Source organism: Actinokineospora lacus (genome assembly GCF_053813445.1).
This window is the reverse complement of sequence record NZ_JBQERA010000019.1, coordinates 1-15,589: the sequence shown is the minus strand read 5'-3', so window position 1 is coordinate 15,589 and position 15,589 is coordinate 1. Positions and strand designations below refer to the sequence as shown.

Genomic DNA, 15,589 nt, shown 5'->3' with positions numbered 1-15,589 from the left:
GCCGTGGTCCCTGTGCCGCGAGCCTTCTCATGCCCGCAGACCGTGGGCGGTGAACTGCGCGCGCACCCGTTCGACCAGTTCGGCGTCCGGGGTCGGGGTGTCGGCGAGCGGGAACGGGAGGCCGATGGCCTCGTACTTGGGCGTGCCCATCTTGTGGAAGGGCAGCACGTCCACGCGCTCGACCGACGGCAGGGTGGCGACGAAGGAGGCGATGCCCGCCACGTTGTCAGGGTCGTCGGTCTGTCCCGGCACCAGTACGAACCGGATCCACATCGGCTTGCCCAGGTCTGCGAGCCTGCGGGCGAAGCGCAGTGTCGGTTCGACCTCGCCGCCGGTCACGTGCCGGTAGGTGGTCGGGTCCCACGACTTGATGTCCAGCAGCACCAGGTCCGTGTCGGCCAGCAGCTCGTCGGTGGCCCGGTCACCGAGGAACCCGGAGGTGTCCAGGGCGGTGTGCAGGCCGAGTTCCTTCACCCGGTGCAGCAGCTCTGCGGTGAATTCCGGCTGTAGCAGCGGTTCTCCACCGCTGATCGTGACTCCGCCGCCTGCGACCTGGATGAACCGGCGGTACTTGCCGATCTCGGCCACCAGGTCGTCCACGCCGACGCGCTGCCCGTACCGCGCGAACCGGGTCTCCGGGTTGTGGCAGTACAGGCAGCGCAGGGGGCACCCGGCCGTGAACACGACGAACCGGGTGCCGGGGCCGTCCACCGCCGTGGCGAGGTCCCAGGAGTGGACCGCCCCGGTGGTCACAGTGACCCGTGGAACGTGCGGTTGACCACGTCCCGCTGTTGTTCGGGTGTCAGGCGCACGAAGTTGACCGCGTACCCCGACACCCGGATGGTCAGCTGCGGGTACTTCTCCGGGTGCTCCATCGCGTCCAGCAGCACCTCCCGGTTGAGCACGTTGGCGTTGAGGTGGAACCCACCGGCGTCGGTGTACCCGTCGAGCACGCCGACGAGGTTGGTGACCCGTTCCCCGATGTCGCGGCCCAACCCGTCCGGCGTGATGCTCGCGGTCAGCGAGATGCCGTCCAGCGCCTCGTCGTAGGGCAGCTTCGCCACCGACAGGGCGGCGGCGACCAGGCCGTGGCGGTCTTGGCCGTTCATCGGGTTGGCGCCGGGCGCGAACGGTTCGCCCGCGCGCCTTCCGTCCGGGGTGTTGCCGGTGTGGCGGCCGTAGACCACGTTCGAGGTGATGGTGAGCACCGACTGGGTGTGCCCCGCGTGCCGGTAGGTCGGGTAGCGGCGGACCAGCGCCATGAAGTCCTGGACCAGCCCCACCGCCAGGGCGTCGGCCCGGTCGTCGTTGTTGCCGTAGCGGGGGAAGTCGCCCTCCACCGCGAAGTCGACGGCCAGGCCGGTGTCGTCACGGATCACCCGCACCTGCGCATGCTTGATCGCCGAGAGGCTGTCCGCGACGACCGACAGGCCCGCGATGCCGCAGCCGAGCAGCCGTTCCGCGGGGTGGTCGTGCAGGGCCATCTCGATGCGTTCGTAGGCGTACTTGTCGTGCATGTAGTGGATGATGTTCAGCGCGTCCACGTAGGTGCGGGCCAGCCAGTCGAGCGTCCGGCCGAACTCCGCGCGTACCTGCTCGTAGTCGAGGTACTCGCCCGCGAGCGGGGGCCGCGCGGGTGAGACCTGCTCGCCGGTCATCTCGTCGCGGCCGCCGTTGACCGCGTACAGCAGCGCCTTGGCCAGGTTCACCCGCGCGCCGAAGAACTGCATCTGCTTGCCGACCTTCATGGCCGAGACGCAGCAGGCGATCGCGGTGTCGTCGCCGAACCTGGGTCGGATCAGCTCGTCGTTCTCGTACTGGATCGAGCTGGTGTCCACCGAGACCCGTGCGCAGAACCGCTTGAAGCCCTCCGGCAGCGCGGGCGACCACAGCACGGTCAGATTCGGCTCCGGCGCCGGACCCAGGTTGTACAGGGTCTTGAGGAAACGGAAGCTGGTCCTGGTGACCAGCGGCCTGCCGTCCTCGCCGATGCCGCCGATGCTCTCGGTGACCCAGGTCGGGTCGCCGGAGAACAGCTCGTCGTAGGCGGGGGTGCGCAGGAACCGCACGATCCGCAGCTTGATCACCAGGTCGTCGACCAGTTCCTGGGCCTGCGACTCGGTCAGCCGCCCGGCCTCCAGGTCGCGCTGGAAGTATACGTCCAGGAACGTCGAGGTGCGGCCGAGCGACATCGCCGCGCCGTTCTGCTCCTTCACCGCGGCCAGGTAGGCGTAGTACAGCCACTGGACGGCCTCGCGGGCGGTCGTCGCGGGACCGGAGATGTCGTCGCCGTAGGAGGCGGCCATCCGCTTGAGCTCGTCCAGCGCTCGGACCTGCTCGGCCAATTCCTCGCGGTCACGGATGACGTCCTCGGTGGACGGAATCGCGTCGATGGCTGCCCGCTCGGCCCGTTTGGCCTCGATCAGCCGGTCCACGCCGTACAGCGCGACCCGCCGGTAGTCGCCGATGATCCGCCCGCGCCCGTAGGCGTCCGGCAGCCCGGTGATGACGCCTGCCCGCCGGGCGCGCAGGATCTCGTCGGTGTAAGCGTCGAAGACACCGTCGTTGTGCGTCTTGCGGTACTTCGAGAAGATTTCCCGCACCGCGGGGTCCAGCTCGTAGCCGTACGCCTGCAGGCTCGCCTCCACCATCCGCAGCCCGCCGTTGGGCATGATCGCCCGCTTGAGCGGTGCGTCGGTCTGCAGGCCGACGATCAGCTCTTGTGTCCGGTCGAGGTAGCCCGGCCGGTGCGAGGTGATGGTCGACGGTGTGTGCACGTCCACGTCCAGGATGCCGCGCCTGCGCTCCTCGGCGAACAGCCCCGACAGGTCGCGCCACAGCCCTGCCGTCCGCTCGGTCGGCCCGGCCAGGAACGCGTCGTCGCCCTCGTACGAGGTGTGGTTCGCCTGGATGAACCCGCGCACATCGATGTCGTGCCGCCAATCCCCGTCGCGGAAGCCGGTCCACGCGTCGGATCGCTCCGTCACGGTGGTCATCGCGTCAGCACCACCTTCAGCGCGCCGGTCTCGCCCGCGCGCGCGAACACGTCGTAGGCCTCGTCCATGTCCTCCAGCGCGAAGCGGTGCGTGGCGAACCGCTCGGCGTCGAGCCTGCCGTTGGCCAGCATCGTCAGCAGCCTGGGCGTGGTCACCGTGTCCACCAGGCCGGTGGTGATGGTGACGTTGCGGATCCACAGCTGCTCCAGGTGCAGCGTCGCGGGCTTGCCGTGCACGCCGACGTTCGCGATCCGCCCGCCGGGGCGGACCAGCCGCGCGCACAGCTCGAAGGTCTCCGGCACGCCCACCGCCTCGATGGCGAGGTCCGCGCCCAGGCCGCCGGTCAGCTCGGCCACCACCCGCTCGACGTCGTCGGCCGCGTTCACGGTCACGTCCGCGCCGAACTGCTTGGCCGCCTCCAGCCGCGACGCGGCCAGGTCCACCGCCACGATGTGACCAGGGCTGTAGAAGCGCGCGGTCTCGATCGCGGCCAGCCCGATCGGCCCGGCGCCCACGATCACCACCGTCTGCCCCGGCTCGACCTTGCCGTTGAGCACACCGACCTCGAACGCCGTGGGCAGGATGTCCGACAGCATGACCGCGGCGGCGTCGGTGACGCCGCTGGGCAGCACGTAGGTCGAGGTGTCCGCGAACGGCACCCGCACGTACTCCGCGTGCGTTCCGTCCACGGTGTGGCCCAGGATCCAGCCGCCACCGCCCAGGCACTGGCCGTACACCCCGGTCCGGCAGTACGAGCAGCGCCCGCACGCGCTGATGCACGACACCAGCACCCGGTCACCCGGCTTGATCCCGGTCACCGCCGCGCCGACCCACTCCACCACGCCCACACCCTCGTGGCCCAGCACCTGGCCGGGTTCCACCTCGGGCACGTCCCCCTTCAGGATGTGCAGGTCCGTGCCGCAGATCGTGGCCGCGGTGACCCGCACGATCGCGTCGGTCGGGTCGACCAACTCGGGGGCGGGCACGTCCTCCCATGCGCGATGACCAGGGCCGCGATAAACGAGCGCCTTCATGGTTTTCCTCCTTGATGGGTCACTCAGAGCGTCTCCCCGGGCGCGGCGGCGAGACAGGGCCCGAGGTCCCGCCAGGGCAGGGTTCTTCGCCGCTGTCAACCAAACGGAGCCGGCACACCGCAGGTACAGGGTTGAGGTCCTTGAGGAGGAAGGGCGCATCCCGGGGCTCGGTGCCGCGTGGTGATCAGGGACGTTCGGCGGGTCGACCGGGGGACCTTCGGCGGCGGCGCGACCGCCGCGGCCGGTGCACCTTGGGAGGACGGGATGGAACCGGACGGAGTGCCGTCATGAGCGATCGGGTCGTCGCACTGTCCACAAGTGACTAAACGAGGAGTGATGACGATGCCCAAATACGTGTACGACTTCGCTGAGGGCAACCGGTTCATGGCGGACCTGCTCGGCGGCAAGGGCGCCAACCTCGCCGAGATGACCGTGATGGGGCTGCCCGTGCCGCCCGGTTTCACGATCACCACCGAAGCCTGCCGCGCCTACCTGGCCACCGGTGAGGCGCCGCAAGGGCTCGCCGCGGAGGTGGACGAGCACCTGCACACGCTGGAGCGGGCGATGGGCCGCAAGCTCGGGCAGGTCGACGAGCCGCTGCTGGTCGCGGTCCGCTCTGGCGCGCGGTTCTCGATGCCCGGGATGATGGACACGGTCCTCGACATCGGCCTGACCGACGACTCGGTGGCCGGGCTCGCCGCCTGGGCGGGGGACGAGCGGCTCGCGTGGGACTCCTACCGCAGGCTGGTGCAGATGTTCGGCACGACGGTGCTCGGTGTCGACGCGGAGCACTTCGCGGGCGCGTTGCGGGAGGCCAAGCGGGCCAAGGGCGTCGACGGCGACCTCGGCCTGGACGCCGAGGACCTGCGCGCGCTGACCACGACGTTCAAGGACATCGTCCGCGAACGGTCAGGCCGGGAGTTCCCGCAGGACCCGCGTGAGCAGTTGGACATGGCGATCGCGTCGGTCTTCGAGTCCTGGCGCACCGAGCGGGCCCGGACCTACCGGCGCGCCGAACACATCTCGGACGACCTCGGCACGGCGGTCAACGTGTGCGCGATGGTGTTCGGCAACCTGGGCGAGAACTCGGGCACGGGCGTCGCGTTCACGCGCGACCCCGCCACGGGCGCGCCCGGCGTCTACGGCGACTACCTGCCCAACGCCCAAGGCGAGGACGTCGTGGCAGGCATCCGCAACACGCTGCCGTTGCACCGGCTCGCCGCCCTGCATCCCCAGGCGCACGAGCGGCTGCTGGAGATCATGGGCACGTTGGAGGAGCACTACCGCGACCTGTGCGACATCGAGTTCACCATCGAACGCCGCAAGCTGTGGATGCTGCAGACCCGTGTCGGGAAGCGCACCGCGGCCGCCGCGTTCCGCATCGCCAACGCACTGCGCGAGGAGGGCCTGATCGACGCCGATGAGGCGTTGCGGCGGGTGACCGGTGCGCAACTGGCCCAGTTGATGTTCCCGCGCTTCGGCGACACCGACCGGGCGCCGCTGGCCACCGGCGTCGCCGCGTCGCCGGGCGCGGCGGTCGGTGAGGTGGTGTTCGACTCCGCGACCGCGGTCCGCCGGGCGGAGACGGGTGCGGCGGTGATCCTCGTGCGCCGCGAGACCAACCCCGACGACCTCGACGGGTTGATCCACGCCCGAGGGGTCCTCACCAGCCGCGGCGGCAAGACCTCGCACGCCGCCGTCGTCGCCCGCGGCCTCGGTCGGACCTGCGTGTGCGGTGCGGAGTCGCTGACCATCGACGTCGAGGCCCGCCGCTTCACCACCGCCGACGGCACGGTGGTCGCCGAAGGCGATGTGATCTCGGTCGACGGGACGGCGGGCACGGTGTACCTCGGCGAGCTGGCCGTGGCCCCATCCCCGGTCGCCGACTACTTCGAGGGCCGCCGCCCCGCCGACAGCGACGACCTGCTGCGGGCCGTGGACCGGATCATCACCCACGCCGACCGCAGGCACCGGCTGGAGGTGCGGGCCAACGCCGACACCCCGGAGGACGCGAGGCGGGCCCGCCGGCTCGGCGCCGCCGGGATCGGACTGTGCCGCACCGAGCACATGTTCCTCGGCGACCGCAGGGTGCTCGTCGAACGACTGATCCTGGCGACCGACGACACCACTCGCGCCGAGGCGCTCGCCGCGTTGCTCCCGTTGCAGCGCGCGGACTTCACGCGCATCCTCGAGGAGATGGACGGCCTGCCGGTCACCATCAGGCTGCTCGACCCGCCACTGCACGAGTTCCTGCCCGACCACGTCGAGCTCACCGCACGGGTCGCGGTCGCGAAGGCACTCGGCGAGACCGACGCACCGGAGGACCTCCTGCGCGCGGTCGACCGGCTGCACGAGCAGAACCCGATGCTCGGCACGCGTGGCGTGCGGCTCGGGCTGATCATCCCGGCACTGTACGACCTGCAAGTTCGCGCGATCGCGGAGGCCGCGGCGGCGCGAATCCGAGCGGGCGGGGAACCGCGGGTGGAAATCATGATCCCGCTCGTCGGCGACGCGCGCGAGCTGGAGGTGGTCGCGGCGCGAGCCCAGCGAACCCTCGCCGACGTCGCCCGAGGCTCCGGCGTGGACATCCCATTCCACATCGGCACGATGATCGAGCTGCCGCGCGCCGCGCTCACCGCGGGCCGCATCTCCGAGACCGCCGAGTTCTTCTCCTTCGGCACCAACGACCTGACGCAGACGGTGTGGGGCTTCTCCCGGGACGACGTCGAAGGGTCGTTCTTCCCGGTGTACCTCGCCGAGGGCGTGTTCGAGGTGTCCCCGTTCGAGACGATCGACCGCGAGGGGGTCGGCAGGCTGATCGCGATCGCGGTGCGGGAGGGCCGCGCCGCCCGCCCGGAACTCACCTTGGGCGTGTGCGGCGAGCACGGCGGCGATCCCGCATCGATCCGCTTCTTCCACGAGGTCGGCCTCGACTACGTCTCCTGCTCACCGTTCCGAGTGCCCGTCGCCCGCCTCGAAGCGGGCCGTGCCGTGGTCGGCGAGGCAGGCGCCGCCACCGACAACCGCTAGGAAGACCGAGTCCGCGTGACGGCAGCCAGCGAAACGCCCCGGAGCGACCACACCTCGCTCCGGGGCGTTTGCCGTCGGCGGGGTCTGTCGTCAGCCACTCCGGGCAAGTGCGGTTGTTCTGTGATCGGGCCCATCAGAGCAAGCATACCCCCGGGGGCATACGTGCAGGGATGCTACCGTTGTCTTGGATATACCCCCTGGGGTATGAGGCGGGGGGGCCTTGCCGCCCGTCGAGACCGTGACAGCCTGAGAGGGGCTGAGCCGATGATCACTGTCCTGCCCATCGACACACCTGGGCTCGGAGACCGCACCTACCTGGCCCATGACGGCGAGGTCGCCTTGGTGGTCGACCCGCAGCGCGACTACGACCGGGTGCTCGACTTGGCGCGCGCGGCGGGTGTGCGCGTCACCCACGTCTTCGAGTCCCACATCCACAACGACTACGTGAGCGGCGGCCACCAGTTGGCACGCGAGGTGGGCGCGCAGTACCTGCTCAACGCCGACGATCCGGTGTCCTTCGAGCGGGTCGGCGTGCGTGACGGCGACGTCGTCGAGGTCGGGGACCGGATGCGGGTGAAGGTCCTGCTCACCCCTGGCCACACGCACACCCACCTGTCCTTCGCCCTGTCGGAGGGCGGTGAACCGGTCGCGGTGTTCACCGGCGGGTCACTGCTCCACGGCTCCACCGGACGCCCGGACCTGCTCGGCCCCGACCACACCGATGCGCTGGCGCACGCCCAGTGGCACTCCGCCCGCAGGCTGGCGGGCGAGCTGCCCGACTCCACCGCCGTCTACCCGACGCACGGCTTCGGCAGTTTCTGCTCGGCCACCCAGTCCGGCGGGGCCTCGGGCACGATCGGGCAGGAGAAGCTGGTCAACCCGGTGCTGACCAGGGACATCGACGCCTACGTCGAACACCTGCTCGCTGGCCTCGACGCCTACCCGGCGTACTACGCGCACATGGGACCCGTGAACTCCGCCGGCCCCGGCGCGCCGGACCTGTCCCCGCCCGTCGAGGCCGATCCGGTCGAACTGCGCCGCCGCATCGGGGACGGCGAATGGGTCGTCGACCTGCGCGAGCGGACCGCGTTCGCGGCGGGGCACGTGGCAGGCACGGTGAACTTCGGCCTCGACGGCCCGTTCGTCACCTACCTCGGCTGGCTCATCCCCTGGGGCACACCGGTGACGCTGCTGGGCGCGACCGCGCAGGACGTCGCCGAGGCCCAGCGCGAATTGGTCCGCATCGGCATCGACCGCCCCGCCGCGATGGCCACCGGCGGGCCCGAGGACTGGGCAGGCGACAAGCCGCTGCGCCGCCACGCCACCGCCTCGTTCGCCGACCTCGCCGCCGAGCTGTCCCGGAACCCGGAGGCGGTCGTCCTCGACGTCCGCCGAAACCAGGAGCGCGCCGAACAGCACATCACCGGCTCCGCGCACATCCCGATCCACGAGGTGCTCGACCGCCTGGACGAGATCCCACCCGGCCCGGTCTGGGTCCACTGCGCCGGGGGCTACCGCGCCGCCGTGGTGGCCGCCCTCCTCAACGCCCGCGGCGTCGATGTCGTCGCGGTCGACGACTCCTTCGACAACGCGGGCCCGGCAGGCCTACCCCTCAGCACCCCCGCCCTCGACGACCAGGGAGTCTCGGCATGACCAGGGCCTTCATCGATGCGCCGTCGCTGCGGGAACAACTCGGCGGGGATGCCTCCACCTCGCGCCTGATCGACGCCCGCACACCCGCGGAGTTCGAGGCCGGGCACATCCCCGGCGCGGTCAACGTGCCGTTGGACGTGCTCAGGGAGCAGTTGGAAGCCCTTTGCCCGCTGCTCCACGGCCAGGACGTCGTCCTGGTCTGCCGGTCGGGTCAGCGGGCAGGTCAGGCCCAAGAGGCACTCGCCCGCGCAGGCGTCGACGACAGCGCGGTGCTCGCGGGCGGCATCGCCGACTGGGAGCGGACCGGCGGCGAGCTCAACCGCGGTCGCCGGGTGTGGGAGCTGGAGCGCCAGGTGCGCTTCCTGTCAGGTTCGCTGGTCCTCACGGCCGTGCTCGCCAGCGCGGCCCTGCCCGCCGCGAAGTGGGTCGCGGGCCTGGTCGGCGCCGGACTGGTCTTCGCCGCCTTGACCAACACCTGCGCCTTGGGCATGGCCTTGGCCAGGATGCCCTGGAATCGGCGGGGGCATGCCCACGGCGTCTCGGGGATCGACCAGCTCTCCAGGGGCCGGTGACCCCATGGTGGTGCTGACCGTGGCGCTCGCCGTCGTTGTGGGGATCACGCTGGGGCTGCTCGGCGGCGGCGGGTCGATCCTCATGGTGCCGCTGCTGGTCTATGTGGCGGGGATGGGCACCAAGGAGGCCATCGCCGCCTCCCTGGTGGTCGTGGGGGTGACTTCTGCGATCAGCGTCGTCGGACACGCTCGCCAAGGGCGGGTCCGCTGGCGCACCGGCCTGCTGTTCGGCGTCGCGGGCATGGCGGGGGCCTTCGCGGGCGGACTGGTGGGTGGCCACCTGCCCGGCCCGGTGCTGATGGGGGTCTTCGCGGCGATGATGATCGCCACCGCGGTGGCCATGATCCGTGGTCGCCGCGCACCCGTGCCCGCCACCGCGCATGCCCAGCTGTCCACGGTTCGGGTACTGGTGGACGGGGTCGTCGTCGGCCTGGCCACCGGCCTGGTCGGCGCGGGCGGGGGCTTCTTGGTGGTCCCGGCGCTGACCTTGCTCGCCGGGCTGCCCATGACGGTCGCGGTCGGCACCTCACTGCTGGTCATCGCCATGAAGTCGTTCGCGGGCCTGGCGGGCTACCTGGCCACCGTGCCCATCGACTGGGCGCTCACCGGAACGGTCACCGCCGCGGCGGTCGCGGGCAGCTTCGTGGGCAACCGGCTGGTGGACCGGATTCCCGCCGACGCGCTGCGCCGGGGCTTTGGCTGGTTCGTGCTGGCCATGGGAGCCTTCGTGCTGGCCCAGCAGGCCCCGGACCGGCTCAGGGTCCCCGCGCTTATCGTGGTTGCGGTCATCGGTGTCGCCGCGGGCGTGTGCGCGGGTCTGACGTCCCGGTGCCCGCTGCGGCACCTCGGCACCGGGCACCGGTCGACGACCGCCAAGACCTGACCGCCCTGCCGGGCGACACCTCCGGAATGTCCGGGGGCCGCGCGGCGCTGCACCATACGGGTACCCGCTGGGGTATGAGCTGGAATGAGGATGAGGGAAATGCAACTGGAGAACACCCAGGTCGTCAACGACGTGATCAAGCGCCTGCGCCGGGCGGAGGGCCAGTTGGCCGGGGTGGTTCGGATGCTGGAGGCGGGCCGGGACTGCGAGGACGTCGTCACCCAGCTGGCCGCCGTCTCCCGCGCCCTGGACAAGGCGGGCTTCGCCATCATCGCCACCGGTCTGGAGCAGTGCATCACCGCGGGCGAGGAGGGCAACACCCTGGATCGCGCCCGTTTGGAGAAGCTCTTCCTCTCCCTCGCCTGACCGGTTGAACCCGGCCACGACCAAGTGGGTGGTCATCAGGCCGCGGGCAGCACCTGCGCTTCTGCCCGCGGCCCTGGCTAAGCGTTCTCGGGGACGATGGCCACCGGGCAGCGGGCATGGCGGACGCAGTCCATCGCGAAGGCGCCCATGCCGGTGGTCAGGTTCATGGCCCGGTGGTGGGCGCCGATGACGATGAGGTCGGCGTCGCCGGTCTCGGCCAGAGCCTTGCCGGTCCGGCCGCTCACCCGGCGCACCTCCAGCCGCGCACCCGCCTCGTCGGCGACCTGCCCGGCGATGCGGGCGAGCGGACTGAGACCACTGTGCGGGACCGTGCCCCTGGGGTGCAGGCTCATTGATGTCGCGGGGAGGAACGTGGTCTCCGGGGGGCACACCTCCACGGCGGTGACCGTCGCGGGCAGTGCCCGGCCCTCCGCCAGCGCCCACCGCAGCGCCGCCACGCTCGAGGGTGACCCGTCGAAGCCGACGATGATCCGTTTATCCGTGCCCATGGTGATCCTCCATTTCGATGTGCTTCCAGCCGGAAAGAAGATTGATGTCCACTCGGGACAAGGCGCCGAGCCGGGCGACGATGAGGCCGTAGCTGAAGCAGACAGGCTGTAGCCAGGAGAACGTCCGGATGACCATCAGCTGCACGATGATCCAGGCCACGAGGATCGCCCCGGCGACCAGCAGGGCTGTGGGTGCTTTGGGTGAGTGTCGCCAGACGAGTGCGGTGGCGGTGGTCATCGGCAGTGCGACGCAGACCAGCAGCGCGGTTCCGGCCACTGCCGTACTTCCCCAGGGGAACCGGTCGGTGACCTCCCGCCCGAAGTCGACACCGCCGCCAATGACGCCGACCGCGCCCGCGTACGCCCAGATCGCCATGAGCCCGGTGAGGACACCGCCGAGCTCTTCCCAGCGCCTGCGGGTGCGCCCGCGCAGCGCCGCGGTCATCGGACACCCCACAGGGCGACGTTCAGCGGGATGTGACGTTCCACTGGCGTGATGACCGTGGGGTTGATGCCTTCACCGCCCACGGGCTCGGCATCGCCGCTGCCCACAGCGGGTGAATTGATCGTCCGTCGGCTCATGATTCTCCTCCTGATCGCACCCCCCTTGAGCTTGCGGTGGGCGCGTGGCCCCGGACAGGGCAATCGGGTCCCCGTCGCGGTGCCGGATCTCCCCGTGCGTGCGGGACCTTCGCCACTGCTCGCGGGCACCGGGGTGGACGACGGTGGAAGCACAGGTCTGCCGAGAGAAGCGAGGACACCATGTCCACTGAACCGACCCACCGCCGTGAGCAGCACGTACTGCTCACCGAAGCCCGATTCGGTGATGCCGAGCCCGTCGCCGCCCGGTTGCGCGAGACCGGGGCGCAGGTGAGCACCTGCCACGGAGACAGCGGTCTGTGCCGCGCGCTGGCCCCTGGATCGAGCTGCCCCCTGGACGGGAGGGTCGACCGCGTCGACCTGGTGGTGGACGTGCGCGGCACCGACGAGGAACTCACCGTTCGCGAGTACGGTGTCGTGTGCGCGCTGCGGGCGGGCAGGCCGGTGTTCGTGGTCGAGGCGGACCCGCTGGTCGAACCTGCCGCCCCCGCGGGCCTGACGGCGCGGGTCACGGTCACCTCCGTGGCGCGGCTGGCCACCGCCCTGGCAGGTCGATAACCGGGCTCCGACGCAGAGATTCCCCGACCCTTTGCGGGTCGGGGAATTCTTGTGCCAGAGGGCATCAGCGCAGCCAGCGGTTGCGGTCGACGACGTCCAGCCGGGCCCAGCGCTTGCCCATGCCCCACACGTTGCCCGCGAGGGCGGCGGCGAGGAGGACCAGCACGAGTGCGTAGACGATGTGGTAGTCGAGCACCGGGTTGGTCGAGCGGGTCAGCTCACCGGTGTCGGTGAAGCGGGCGAGGGGCCACTCCGCGGCCCACATCAGCAGCATCTGCAGCGAGCCCGCCACCGCGGCCACACGCAGGCCGATGCCGAGCAGCAGGGCGACGCCGACACCGAGCAGCCCGGCCATGAACAACCAGTCAGCCCACGCCTGGCCTGCCCAGGAGCGGAACACCGCGCCGAAGGGGCCGTGGTCGATCCCGCCGAGGAAGCCCTTGGTGGGTGAGCCACCGTTGATCCAGGCATTCGTCGAAGCGGTGGCGTAGCCCAGGCCGAAGAACTTGTCGAGGAAGGCCCAGAGGAAGACCAGGCCCATCGTGATCCGGGTGGCGGCGAGCAGCTTGCCCGCGGTCGCCGTCCAGCCGGTGCCGGTGGCAGGACCGTGGTGCGCGACCCTCTGGGTGGGGCGCTCGGCGTGGTGCAGGGACATCTCTACCTCCATTGATCGGTGTTCGTCAGGTGTTCGAGTCGATGTCCGGCAGGCGGGACAGGACCTCCGCCACCGGGCGGCGCGGAGTCGCGGGCAGCGAGGGAGCCGACGTGGGCGCCCAGCCGATCCGCAGGACCAGCTGCGGGATGGCGCTCCCGTCGAGCACGTCATCCCGGATCGCCGCACGGGTCTCGGGTATTTCGAGCGGTTGGGACAGCGGGCAGGTCGCCAGGCCGAGGTGGGTCGCCGCGAGCAACACGGCGCTGGCCGCCTCCCCCGCGCGAAGCCGCGACAGGGTGTCGTCACCGGTGGTGGCCAGCACCAGCAGTGCGCCCGCGTCGGCGTCTTCCTCGTCCAGGTCGGGCACCGGGAGGGAACCCGCGCTGAACCGGCGCATGAGGACGCCGCCGTGCGAGGTGGCCGATGGCGCGGCAGCGGAGGCGGGCACGCCATCGGTGCCCGTCCGCCCGCGCCCGGTCCACAGCCGCAGTTCGGTGCCGTAGCCCTCGGCGTGTTCCTGGTCCGCCGCGGCCAGCACGACTGCCGTCGCCAGAGCGCGCCGCCGCGCGGGGTCGGTGATCGGGATGGCGAGCACACCCTCCTCGGCGGCCCGCGCGGCGAACAGGTCGATGAGGCCCTCCGGCACCGGCCATGACGAGAACCGGCGTCGGTCGGTGCGCCGCTTGCCGATCGCCGAGGCCAGCGCGATCTGCTCGTCGGTGGCCGTGGCCGCGCGGGGCTCCACGGCGGCCAAGTGGGTCGGGTCGGCCGGGTTGGGCAGCCGGTGGACCCTGGTTGTGAAACCCATGCCCGCGAAGGCGGTGCGCAGGTGGTGCAGTGCGGCGCCGCAGCTGACCAGCAGGTCCCGCCCGTCGGGGTCGGTGGCTCGCAACTGACGGTCCCAGTCGGCCATCAAGTGCACCGACTTCGCTCCGATGACCCAGCGCCACGGCTGGGTGTTGTGCACCGACGGTGCGCGTCCGGCCAGGGCGAGCACGGTGCGGATCGTGCCGGTGTCCGGCGTCCTCGCGGTCATGGCGTCTCCTTCCGTCTTGGCACAACTCTCACCGTTCGGCAGGGCGCGCAGGAGGGTCGAAGGTGGGTATCGATCAGGGACCTTGGCTTCCTCACCCGAGGTGGCGGAGCGGATTGACTGGTGTGCACAGACTCCGAGGAGGTCGAGATGAACAAGCGCACAGTGGCCGATGTGATGACCCAAGACGTGGTCACCGCCCGGCAGGGCACGGGATTCGCCGAGTTGGTCAGGCTGATGACCGAGCACTCGGTCAGCGCCCTGCCGGTGACCGACGAGAACGGCGCTGTGGTCGGCGTGGTGTCCGAGGCCGACCTGCTGGCCAAGGAGAGTGCCCGCGCCGACGGCGCGCCGCACTCCCTGCGAGCGCTGCTGCGCAGGCACGCCGACAAGACGCGTGCCGCGGGCACCGTCGCCGTCGAGTTGATGAGCAGTCCCGCCGTGACCACCACCGCGGGCACCTCGCTCAACACCGCCGCCCGGTTGATGTCCGAGCACCGCGTCAAGCGTCTGCCGGTCGTGGCCGCGAACGGTGCGCTGGTGGGTGTGGTCAGCCGGTCGGACCTGCTAGGTGTCTTCCTGCGCGGCGACGACGCGATCGCGAAGGAGATCCGGCACGAGGTGTTCCAGCGGTCGCTGGACACCCCGGTCGAGAAGGTCCAGGTCACCGTGGACGGCGGCCAGGTCGTCCTCGACGGCACCGTCGACCGGCGCAGCTCGGCGCGGATCGCCGAGGCGCTCGTCGAGCGCGTCGACGGCGTCGTGTCCGTCCACAACCGACTCGGCTGGTCCTGGGACGACACCGGTGTGACCATCCCCGAGGGGATGGTCGTCGACATCCGTTACGAGCCGCAGCGCTAGCCGGCGGACCGACCACCGCCGACGACTTGAGCTTTCGTGCCGGTGACGTCGGCGTTGTGGACGGCGCGGGTCTGCTGACCGGTTCCTCGGTTCTGTGGATCGGTCAGTCAGCACGGACCCACTTGGTCGTCCTCGGTCACGCGGCGGAGTCCGCCGGTGCGGCTTCGCCGACTGGGGAGAAGCGTTCCTGCCAAATTGGTCTTTCTGCCGAGTGCTTCCACAACGGCCAGGTGTCCCCGGCGGCGGCCAGGCCGGGGTATGCCGCGAACGAGCGGCCCCAGGGCGACCCCTTGCCCAGGGGCCGCTTTCTCTTTCCACGGCCCGGAAGGGCCGCGCCGGTCACGCCTCGTCCCACTCCGGCAGCCGGAGTGGGCCAAGGCGGTCCCCGGGGTCGGATGGTCCAAGGCGCGGACCACCTAGGACACGGGCGTTACCAATGCATAGCCACCGTCGTCGCGCCGGTACAGCAGGCGACCGCGGTCGGTGTCGGCGTCGATGTAGAACAGTGCGGTCTCGGCGGACAGGTCCAAGCGCGCCTGCGCCTGCTGGGCGTCCAACCGGGGAGGGTGCTGGTCCGACGCCTCGACGCGCAGACCAGGACCAGCCGACGGCGGCGTGCCGTGCGCGGCGGAGAGGCGGTAGCCGTCCTCCGTGCGCGACAGCAGGCAGTCCTCGCCGGAGTCGTGGGTGAACAGGTGGAACCGGTAACCGAGGGCTTCTAGGCCGTGTCTCGAAGTCGTGTGTGCTGGTCCGGCGTGTTGTTGATCAGATAGGTGAGGTCTCCGGTAGACGGGTTAGCGACCAAGCAAACCAGTGACTACCGGAGACCTCGTGGCCAG

At 70.9% G+C, this 15,589-nt stretch carries 16 protein-coding genes; 7 read left to right on the top strand and 9 right to left on the bottom strand.

Annotated elements, in window-relative coordinates; translation table 11 throughout:
- Positions 1–27 precede the first annotated feature (27 nt).
- The 3 genes from pflA to ACTG9Q_RS31385 are packed head-to-tail and all read right to left on the bottom strand — an operon-like array spanning position 28 to position 4,030.
- On the bottom strand, positions 28–753 hold the full coding sequence (gene pflA / locus ACTG9Q_RS31395) for a pyruvate formate-lyase-activating protein (protein WP_455576579.1): 726 nt from the start codon (positions 751–753) through the stop codon (positions 28–30).
- Positions 750–2,996 (bottom strand): formate C-acetyltransferase, encoded by a 2,247-nt coding sequence (gene pflB, locus ACTG9Q_RS31390; RefSeq protein WP_455576578.1) that lies wholly within the window; start codon positions 2,994–2,996, stop codon positions 750–752. Before pflB ends, pflA begins: the two co-directional genes overlap by 4 nt.
- Complete coding sequence (locus ACTG9Q_RS31385) at positions 2,993–4,030, bottom strand: zinc-dependent alcohol dehydrogenase family protein (protein WP_455576577.1); 1,038 nt, start codon at positions 4,028–4,030, stop codon at positions 2,993–2,995. Before ACTG9Q_RS31385 ends, pflB begins: the two co-directional genes overlap by 4 nt.
- A gap of 336 nt (positions 4,031–4,366) precedes the next feature.
- On the opposite strand from ACTG9Q_RS31385, the gene ppdK reads away from it, so the two are divergent.
- From ppdK to ACTG9Q_RS31360, 5 genes are all read left to right on the top strand, one after another.
- Positions 4,367–7,060: a pyruvate, phosphate dikinase gene (ppdK, locus tag ACTG9Q_RS31380; protein ID WP_455576576.1), complete on the top strand. Its 2,694-nt coding sequence runs from the start codon at positions 4,367–4,369 to the stop codon at positions 7,058–7,060.
- Positions 7,061–7,324: 264 nt separating this feature from the next.
- Positions 7,325–8,713 carry an MBL fold metallo-hydrolase gene (locus tag ACTG9Q_RS31375; RefSeq protein ID WP_455576575.1) on the top strand — a complete coding sequence of 463 codons (1,389 nt, stop codon included), beginning with the start codon at positions 7,325–7,327 and terminating at the stop codon, positions 8,711–8,713.
- Complete coding sequence (locus ACTG9Q_RS31370; RefSeq protein ID WP_455576574.1) at positions 8,710–9,285, top strand: rhodanese-like domain-containing protein; 576 nt, start codon at positions 8,710–8,712, stop codon at positions 9,283–9,285. The genes ACTG9Q_RS31375 and ACTG9Q_RS31370 overlap by 4 nt, the downstream gene beginning before the upstream one ends.
- 4 nt (positions 9,286–9,289) lie before the next feature.
- Positions 9,290–10,168 (top strand): sulfite exporter TauE/SafE family protein, encoded by an 879-nt coding sequence (locus ACTG9Q_RS31365; RefSeq protein WP_455576573.1) that lies wholly within the window; start codon positions 9,290–9,292, stop codon positions 10,166–10,168.
- Between the two features lie 99 nt (positions 10,169–10,267).
- A complete protein-coding gene (locus ACTG9Q_RS31360; protein WP_455576636.1) occupies positions 10,268–10,534 on the top strand; it encodes a metal-sensitive transcriptional regulator in 267 nt (88 codons plus the stop codon).
- Between the two features lie 77 nt (positions 10,535–10,611).
- On the opposite strand, the gene ACTG9Q_RS31355 is transcribed toward ACTG9Q_RS31360, so the two are convergent.
- Genes ACTG9Q_RS31355 through ACTG9Q_RS31345 form a run of 3 tightly spaced genes read right to left on the bottom strand, consistent with a single transcriptional unit; the run spans position 10,612 to position 11,625 of the window.
- Positions 10,612–11,043 (bottom strand): universal stress protein, encoded by a 432-nt coding sequence (locus ACTG9Q_RS31355; RefSeq protein ID WP_455576572.1) that lies wholly within the window; start codon positions 11,041–11,043, stop codon positions 10,612–10,614.
- A complete protein-coding gene (locus ACTG9Q_RS31350) occupies positions 11,030–11,488 on the bottom strand; it encodes a hypothetical protein (protein WP_455576571.1) in 459 nt (152 codons plus the stop codon). The genes ACTG9Q_RS31355 and ACTG9Q_RS31350 overlap by 14 nt, the downstream gene beginning before the upstream one ends.
- On the bottom strand, positions 11,485–11,625 hold the full coding sequence (locus ACTG9Q_RS31345; protein ID WP_455576570.1) for a hypothetical protein: 141 nt from the start codon (positions 11,623–11,625) through the stop codon (positions 11,485–11,487). Before ACTG9Q_RS31345 ends, ACTG9Q_RS31350 begins: the two co-directional genes overlap by 4 nt.
- Positions 11,626–11,805: 180 nt before the next feature.
- Here ACTG9Q_RS31345 and ACTG9Q_RS31340 point away from each other — a divergent pair, with 180 nt between their 5' ends.
- Positions 11,806–12,201, top strand: a complete 396-nt coding sequence (locus ACTG9Q_RS31340; protein ID WP_455576569.1) for a hypothetical protein — start codon at positions 11,806–11,808, stop codon at positions 12,199–12,201.
- 64 nt (positions 12,202–12,265) lie between these two features.
- Here ACTG9Q_RS31340 and ACTG9Q_RS31335 read toward each other — a convergent pair whose 3' ends face one another.
- Entirely contained in the window at positions 12,266–12,856 is a 591-nt protein-coding gene (locus tag ACTG9Q_RS31335) for a hypothetical protein (RefSeq protein ID WP_455576568.1), read from the bottom strand.
- A 25-nt stretch (positions 12,857–12,881) separates the two neighbouring features.
- On the bottom strand, positions 12,882–13,892 hold the full coding sequence (locus ACTG9Q_RS31330) for an Acg family FMN-binding oxidoreductase (RefSeq protein WP_455576567.1): 1,011 nt from the start codon (positions 13,890–13,892) through the stop codon (positions 12,882–12,884).
- 147 nt (positions 13,893–14,039) lie between these two features.
- On the opposite strand from ACTG9Q_RS31330, the gene ACTG9Q_RS31325 reads away from it, so the two are divergent.
- Positions 14,040–14,750, top strand: coding sequence for a CBS domain-containing protein (locus ACTG9Q_RS31325; RefSeq protein ID WP_455576566.1), 711 nt, complete (start codon positions 14,040–14,042; stop codon positions 14,748–14,750).
- 416 nt (positions 14,751–15,166) lie between these two features.
- Here the strand turns inward: ACTG9Q_RS31325 and ACTG9Q_RS31320 are convergent, their stop codons facing one another.
- The gene (locus tag ACTG9Q_RS31320) at positions 15,167–15,307 is read right to left on the bottom strand and encodes a sigma 54 modulation/S30EA ribosomal C-terminal domain-containing protein (RefSeq protein WP_455576565.1); all 141 of its coding nucleotides are present in this window, start codon (positions 15,305–15,307) and stop codon (positions 15,167–15,169) included.
- Between the last annotated feature and the right edge of the window lie 282 nt (positions 15,308–15,589).

Excerpts from the sequence above, each read along its gene's own strand:
- ACTG9Q_RS31330 (WP_455576567.1), bottom strand. The coding sequence starts at position 13,892 with ATGACCGCGAGGACGCCGGACACCGGCACGATCCGCACCGTGCTCGCC.
- ACTG9Q_RS31375 (WP_455576575.1), top strand. The coding sequence starts at position 7,325 with ATGATCACTGTCCTGCCCATCGACACACCTGGGCTCGGAGACCGCACC.
- ACTG9Q_RS31345 (WP_455576570.1), bottom strand. The coding sequence starts at position 11,625 with ATGAGCCGACGGACGATCAATTCACCCGCTGTGGGCAGCGGCGATGCC.
- ACTG9Q_RS31365 (WP_455576573.1), top strand. The coding sequence starts at position 9,290 with ATGGTGGTGCTGACCGTGGCGCTCGCCGTCGTTGTGGGGATCACGCTG.
- ACTG9Q_RS31340 (WP_455576569.1), top strand. The coding sequence starts at position 11,806 with ATGTCCACTGAACCGACCCACCGCCGTGAGCAGCACGTACTGCTCACC.
- ACTG9Q_RS31385 (WP_455576577.1), bottom strand. The coding sequence starts at position 4,030 with ATGAAGGCGCTCGTTTATCGCGGCCCTGGTCATCGCGCATGGGAGGAC.
- ACTG9Q_RS31360 (WP_455576636.1), top strand. The coding sequence starts at position 10,268 with ATGCAACTGGAGAACACCCAGGTCGTCAACGACGTGATCAAGCGCCTG.
- ACTG9Q_RS31355 (WP_455576572.1), bottom strand. The coding sequence starts at position 11,043 with ATGGGCACGGATAAACGGATCATCGTCGGCTTCGACGGGTCACCCTCG.
- ppdK (WP_455576576.1), top strand. The coding sequence starts at position 4,367 with ATGACGATGCCCAAATACGTGTACGACTTCGCTGAGGGCAACCGGTTC.
- pflB (WP_455576578.1), bottom strand. The coding sequence starts at position 2,996 with ATGACCACCGTGACGGAGCGATCCGACGCGTGGACCGGCTTCCGCGAC.
- ACTG9Q_RS31350 (WP_455576571.1), bottom strand. The coding sequence starts at position 11,488 with ATGACCGCGGCGCTGCGCGGGCGCACCCGCAGGCGCTGGGAAGAGCTC.
- ACTG9Q_RS31325 (WP_455576566.1), top strand. The coding sequence starts at position 14,040 with ATGAACAAGCGCACAGTGGCCGATGTGATGACCCAAGACGTGGTCACC.
- ACTG9Q_RS31370 (WP_455576574.1), top strand. The coding sequence starts at position 8,710 with ATGACCAGGGCCTTCATCGATGCGCCGTCGCTGCGGGAACAACTCGGC.
- ACTG9Q_RS31335 (WP_455576568.1), bottom strand. The coding sequence starts at position 12,856 with ATGTCCCTGCACCACGCCGAGCGCCCCACCCAGAGGGTCGCGCACCAC.